Origin of the sequence: Streptomyces sp. MZ04 (assembly GCF_004684775.1) — a bacterium.
Lineage (GTDB): Bacteria > Actinomycetota > Actinomycetes > Streptomycetales > Streptomycetaceae > Streptomyces.
Genome location: NZ_SRIC01000430.1, coordinates 1 through 5029, shown reverse-complemented (window position 1 = coordinate 5029; position 5029 = coordinate 1). Strand labels below are relative to the sequence as shown.

General features: G+C 70.3%; 5 protein-coding genes and 1 pseudogene. 4 read left to right on the top strand and 2 right to left on the bottom strand.

What is annotated here, in order from left to right:
- A pseudogene (locus tag E2651_RS41115) lies at positions 1-319 on the bottom strand (hypothetical protein); the annotation flags it as partial.
- Between the two features lie 180 nt (positions 320-499).
- On the opposite strand from E2651_RS41115, the gene E2651_RS41110 reads away from it, so the two are divergent.
- From E2651_RS41110 to E2651_RS41100, 3 genes are all read left to right on the top strand, one after another.
- Positions 500-874: a hypothetical protein gene (locus tag E2651_RS41110; protein ID WP_135336380.1), complete on the top strand. Its 375-nt coding sequence runs from the start codon at positions 500-502 to the stop codon at positions 872-874.
- A 31-nt stretch (positions 875-905) separates the two neighbouring features.
- Positions 906-2114, top strand: a complete 1209-nt coding sequence (locus E2651_RS41105) for a glutathionylspermidine synthase family protein (protein ID WP_135336379.1) — start codon at positions 906-908, stop codon at positions 2112-2114.
- A 117-nt stretch (positions 2115-2231) separates the two neighbouring features.
- Positions 2232-3041, top strand: a complete 810-nt coding sequence (locus tag E2651_RS41100; protein ID WP_135336378.1) for an SAM-dependent methyltransferase — start codon at positions 2232-2234, stop codon at positions 3039-3041.
- A gap of 26 nt (positions 3042-3067) precedes the next feature.
- Here the strand turns inward: E2651_RS41100 and E2651_RS41095 are convergent, their stop codons facing one another.
- Positions 3068-4012 (bottom strand): NADP-dependent oxidoreductase, encoded by a 945-nt coding sequence (locus E2651_RS41095; RefSeq protein WP_135336377.1) that lies wholly within the window; start codon positions 4010-4012, stop codon positions 3068-3070.
- Between the two features lie 209 nt (positions 4013-4221).
- Here E2651_RS41095 and E2651_RS41090 point away from each other — a divergent pair.
- A partial coding sequence (locus tag E2651_RS41090; RefSeq protein WP_167829061.1) for an AfsR/SARP family transcriptional regulator occupies positions 4222-5029 on the top strand: 808 nt, incomplete at its 3' end.

Genomic DNA, 5029 nt, shown 5'->3' with positions numbered 1-5029 from the left:
CCACCCCCACCGCTCCCCACTCGAGCCCGCTCAGCCGCACCCGCAGCAGCTGCGCCGAGACCACCGCCGTCACGGCGAGGCTCGCCGCAAGTGCCGCGCCCACCGCGTAGATGGGGATGGAGCGCAGCGCCACGATCTGCAGCACGAACCCGAGTCCGTCGAGGCCGAGCCCCGCGATGTACCGCCACTGGCGCACCGCCCGCAGCAGCAGCGCGGGATCGACCCCGGACCCGGTTCCCGGCGCGGTCGCCCGCGTGGCCATCGCCTGGAGGACCGAGGCCGTGCCGAAGCAGACCGCTGAACCGAGCGCGCAAATCATCCCAAGAGACACGAAGTGACTGTAGAGGACAGGGATTCGGCGGAGGCGGTTGGCAGGGCGGGCGGGCGCTTCCCTACGCTGAACGCCGATCACGTACAACATCACGTACGCAAACATCACGTACGCAAACAACGCGTACGCAAACAACGCGTACGCGAACAACGGGGAGTGAAAGAACCGATGGCAGCGGAGAAGCAGCGGCGCAGGCTGCGGTCCAGCACGGTCGTGCTCGGCGGAATGGGTGTCCTCGCGGCGGCCCTGAGCGCGTGCGGCTCGGAGCCGGACAAGCGGTGTGTGGACCGGGACAGTTACGACTACATCAACGGCTACAAGATCGTCGCCGACAAGAACTGCAAGACCGGCGGCGGTTCCTACGGTTCCGGAACGGGAACGGGAACGGGAACGGGAACGGGCAAGTCGGGCCGGATGGACGCCGAGTGGTACTACGACGCGGACGTCGACGGCCGTTACGCCGACTACGGCACCTTCAGCCGCAGCGAGGCCGTCGACCGCGACGGCTTCGGCTGCTCGGGCAGCGGCAGCGGCGGCGGCTGAGCCGGAACCGGACAGACCGAGGTTCGAGACCATGGAACGCCGCACCCTCACCCCACGCCCCGGCTGGCAGCAGACCGTCGAGGACCAGGGGCTCATCTACCCGCTCACCCGCTACCCGGACGACTCGCTCCGCCCGTACTGGGACGAGTCCGCCTGCTACGTCTTCTCCCTGCCCGAGGTCGAGGCCCTGGAGGAGGTCGTCGAGGAGCTGCACGCGATGTGCCTCGCGGCGGCCGGGCACATCGTCGAGCACGACCGCCTCGCGGACCTCGGCATCACGGACCCGCGCGTGGCCGAAGCGGTCACCGAGGCCTGGCACCGCCGCGCCGAACTGCCCTCCCTCTACGGCCGGTTCGACCTGCACTACGACGGCCGTGACAGCCTTGACGGCCGTGGCGGAGCGCCCGCCAAGCTCCTGGAGTACAACGCCGACACGCCGACCTCCCTGGTCGAGGCGGCGAGCCCGCAGTGGTTCTGGATGGAGGAGCGTTTCCCCGGCGCCGACCAGTGGAACTCCCTCCATGAACGCCTCGTCGACGCCTGGAAGAAGCAGGCGGCACTCCTTCCTCCGGGCGGCCCGCTGTACTTCGCGCACTCCGCGGGCGACGAGCTCGGCGAGGACCTGATGACCGTCGCGTATCTGCGCGAGACGGCGGAGCAGGCGGGGCTCGACACCGAGGCGATCTCCATGGAGGACATCGGCTGGGACCGGCTCTCGCGGCGCTTCGTCGACAAGAAGCTCCGCTTCATGCGCAGTTGCTTCAAGCTCTATCCGTGGGAGTGGCTCACCACCGACCGGTTCGCCCCGCACGTCCTGGACACCCTCGACAACGGCGGCGGCACCGGCTCCACCCTGTGGATCGAGCCCGCCTGGAAGATGCTGCTCTCCAACAAGGCGCTGCTCGCGATCCTCTGGGAGCTCTACCCGGGCCACCCGAACCTCCTCCCCGCCTATCTCGACGGCCCCCGCGAGCTGGCTTCGGAGCGGGGTTACGTCGCCAAGCCGCTGCTCGGCCGAGAGGGTGCCGGGGTCACGGTGCACGAGCCTGGCTCTCCACCCGTCGTACGCGAAGAGGCGTGCTGCTACCAGGAGTTGGCGCCGCTGCCCGACTTCGACGGCAACCGTGTCGTGCTCGGCGCGTGGGTGGTCGAGGACGAGTCGGCGGGGCTGGGTATCCGGGAGTCGTCGGGTCTGATCACGGACGAGTACGCGAGGTTCCTGCCGCATGTGATTCTCTGAGGCGGCGGGTTCGGTCGAGGCGAGGGGGGCTTCAACTCGCGTGAGTGCCCTACGGGTTGACCCGCCCGAGTACGCTGCGGATCGATCGTTCGATCACGTACGGAGGCGAACCGCACCATGGCCGACAGCAGGATCAACACCACCCAGCCGCACACGGCCCGCATCTGGAACTACTGGCTCGGCGGCAAGGACAACTACCCGGTCGACCAGGCGGCGGGGGACCAGATCCGCACGCTGCACCCCGGCATCGGCGAATACGCCCGCGCCGACCGGCTGTTCCTGGGGCGGGCGGTGAGCCACCTGGTCACCGAGTGCGGCATCCGGCAGTTCCTCGACATTGGCACCGGCCTGCCGACCGCGGACAACACCCACGAGGTCGCGCAGCGCCTCGCCCCCGAGGCGCGTGTGGTCTACGTGGACAACGACCCGCTGGTGCTCACCCACGCGCGGGCCCTGCTCACCAGCACGCCCGAGGGGAAGACCGACTACCTCGACGAGGACCTGCGCAACGTCGAGGCCGTCCTCGAACACGCCGCCAAGACCCTGGACTTCGACCAGCCGGTCGGTCTGATCCTCCTCGGAGTCGTCATCTTCATCGAGGACGACTCCGAGGCGTACGGCATCGTGCGCCGCCTGCTCGACGCGCTGCCGGCCGGCAGCCACCTGGTCCTCTCGCACACCATCACCAGCCCGGCGATGCCCGACGTGGACGCGGCCGTGGCGTTCTGGAACGAGAACGGCACACCGAAGCTCACCCAGCGCACCCCCGAGCGGGTTGAGGAGTTCTTCGAGGGGCTCGAACTCCTCGACCCGGGCGTGCTGTCGTGCAACCGCTGGCGCCCGGAGGCGGAGGCGGAGGCGGAGGCGGATGCGGCGTTCGGCCTTGAGGACGTGGCCATGTTCGGCGGGGTGGGCCTCAAGCGCTGATCCCTCCGGGGGACCCTCCCTCGGGGTCATCCCAGGCGGACGAGCATCTTGCCGGTGTTGGCGCCGCGCAGCACACCGAGGAAGGCGTCGGGCGCCTGCTCGATGCCTTCGACGACGGTCTGTTCGGTGCGCAGGGTGCCGTCGGCGAGCAGGCCGGCGGCCTTGCCGATCCACTCGGGGAACAGGTCGAAGTGGCTGCTGACGAGCATGCCGCGCAGGGTCGCCTCATGGGTGGCGGCACGGAAGAGGTTGTTCGGACCCGGCGCCGGCTCGGTGGTGTTGTAGCCGCTGATGGCACCCACCAGGGCGATGCGGCCGCCGGTCCGGATGGCGCCGATGGCGGCTTCGAGATGGTCGCCGCCCACCGAGTCCAGGTAGACGTCGATGCCGTCGGGGGCGGCCTGGGCGAGCTGTTCCGCGATGCCGCCCTGGCGGTAGTCGATGGCCGCGTCGTACCCGAACGTGTCGAGCAGCTTCTTCGTCTTCGCCGGTCCGCCCGCCGAGCCGATCACCCGGGACGCCCCGAGCTCGCGGGCCAGCTGTCCCGCGACGCTGCCGACCGCGCCGGCGGCCGCCGAGACGAAGACGACGTCGCCTTCACGGACCGGTGCGGTGCGGGTGAGCGCGGCGTACGCGGTCAGGCCGGTGGTGCCGAGCGGGCCGAGGTAGGCGGCCTCGGGGGCGAGCGCGGTGTCGATGACGGTGGCCGCCGCCGCGTCCACCACGGCGTACTCCCGCCACCCCAGGAAGTGCGAGACGCTCGCGCCCACCGGGATGCCGGGGGCCCTGGACGCGACGACCTCGCCCATGGCGCTGCCTTCGAGGGCGGTGCCGAGGGCGAAGGGCGGGATGTAGGAGGGGACGTCGTCCATGCGGCCGCGCATGTACGGGTCCACGGACATCCAGGTGTTGCGTACGAGGATCTGGCCTTCGGCGGGCTCGGGGATCGCGGTGGTGACGTTGCTGGTCATGGCGGTGTTCCTTCTCTTGTGTGTTCGCTGTTCGGTGTTCGGTGTTCGGTGTTCGGTGTTCGTGTTCGTGTTCGGGGTTGGGCTGAGGTGATGGGACTACCGTGCCGGGGGCCGCGCACGGAACGCTGACGGTTCACGCACGGACGCCGCCCGTGGGCCCAGATGCGGCTGGTGATCGCCTTGCCGCGGGCCCGCATTACCGTTGCGGCATGCGATTCGAGGTGCTGGGCCCGCTGGTGGTGCGCACGGAGAGCGGGGCGGTCGTCCCGGTACCCGAGCCGAAGGTCCGTGCGCTGCTCGCGGTTCTCCTGCTGCACGAGGGGCGGTCGGTCCCGGCGGACGTATTGATCGACGACCTGTGGGGCGATCGCCTGCCGGGCAACCCCGCCAACACCCTGCAGACCAAGGTCTCCCAGCTGCGCCGGGCCCTGGAGAAGGCGGAGCCGGGCGCGCGGAAGCTGGTGGCGTACGGCCCTGCGGGCTATGTGCTGCGGGTGCCCGCGGAGTCGACGGACGCGGGCAGGTTCGCCGCGCTGACGTCTTCGGCGTATGCCGCTGCCGACCCGCGTACGAATCCGCGTACTGATCCTCGTACTGATCCTCGTACGAAGGTGAAGTGGCTTTCGGAGGCGCTGGCGCTGTGGCGGGGGCCCGCGTACGCGGACTTCCGGGACGCGGGTTTCGCGCGGGCCGCGGTGACGCGGCTGGAGGAACAGCGCCTCACGGCCCAGGAGATACGGGCGGAGCTCCGTCTGGACCTGGCTGGTCCTGGCGAACATGGCTCGCTGGCCGACGAGTTGGCCGACCTGGTGGCCGAACAGCCGCTGCGGGAACGGCTGCGGAGTGCCTACATGCGCGCCCTCTACCGTGCCGGGCGCCAGACGGAGGCCCTGGACACCTACCGCGACCTGCGCGAACGCCTGGCCGAAGACTTGGGCATCGACCCCGGAGCGGAACTGACCGCCCTACACGGCGCGATGCTCCGCCAGGCCCCCGACCTGTCCACCGCTCCTCCCC

Bases quoted from the DNA above. Each gene is read 5' to 3' on its own strand.
- E2651_RS41100 (WP_135336378.1), top strand. From the start codon at position 2,232: ATGGCCGACAGCAGGATCAACACCACCCAGCCGCACACGGCCCGCATC.
- E2651_RS41095 (WP_135336377.1), bottom strand. From the start codon at position 4,012: ATGACCAGCAACGTCACCACCGCGATCCCCGAGCCCGCCGAAGGCCAG.
- E2651_RS41105 (WP_135336379.1), top strand. From the start codon at position 906: ATGGAACGCCGCACCCTCACCCCACGCCCCGGCTGGCAGCAGACCGTC.
- E2651_RS41110 (WP_135336380.1), top strand. From the start codon at position 500: ATGGCAGCGGAGAAGCAGCGGCGCAGGCTGCGGTCCAGCACGGTCGTG.